This window comes from Bacillus cereus group sp. BceL291, assembly GCF_051776705.1.
GTDB lineage: Bacteria > Bacillota > Bacilli > Bacillales > Bacillaceae_G > Bacillus_A > Bacillus_A cereus.
Map to the genome: position 1 here is coordinate 1 of NZ_JBPWAP010000259.1, position 361 is coordinate 361.

Sequence of the window (361 nt, forward strand, 5' to 3'; positions counted from 1 at the left end):
TAAAACCGAAGGGTTTATTGGTTTTTCAAATACATGGTTTTTAAGTCGATTATATAAGGTTCGTGATAGACGATAGGCTATTAGGCGAAAATTATAATTTACATGCGTAGCAGTTCGGTAGTAGTTTTTGATTCCTAATATATATTGATTATATTTGTTGACAGATATTACAGTTGGTTTATGTTGAATTTCTTTGATTAATTTTTTGGTTTTAGCTAAAATAGTTTTTATTTGTTTACTTGAAACATGAGTATTAGCAACAAATTTATTCTTCTTTTTAACTGCTTTTAATTTGAATCCTAGAAATTCTGATTTACCCTTTGTAATATTTGTTATCTTTGACTTTTCTCTTGATATATTA

Annotated in this window: 1 pseudogene; it reads right to left on the reverse strand. The window is 26.0% G+C overall.

What is annotated here, in order from left to right:
- Window positions 1–361 (reverse strand): annotated as a pseudogene (locus ACS2CR_RS34485) (group II intron reverse transcriptase/maturase); the annotation flags it as partial.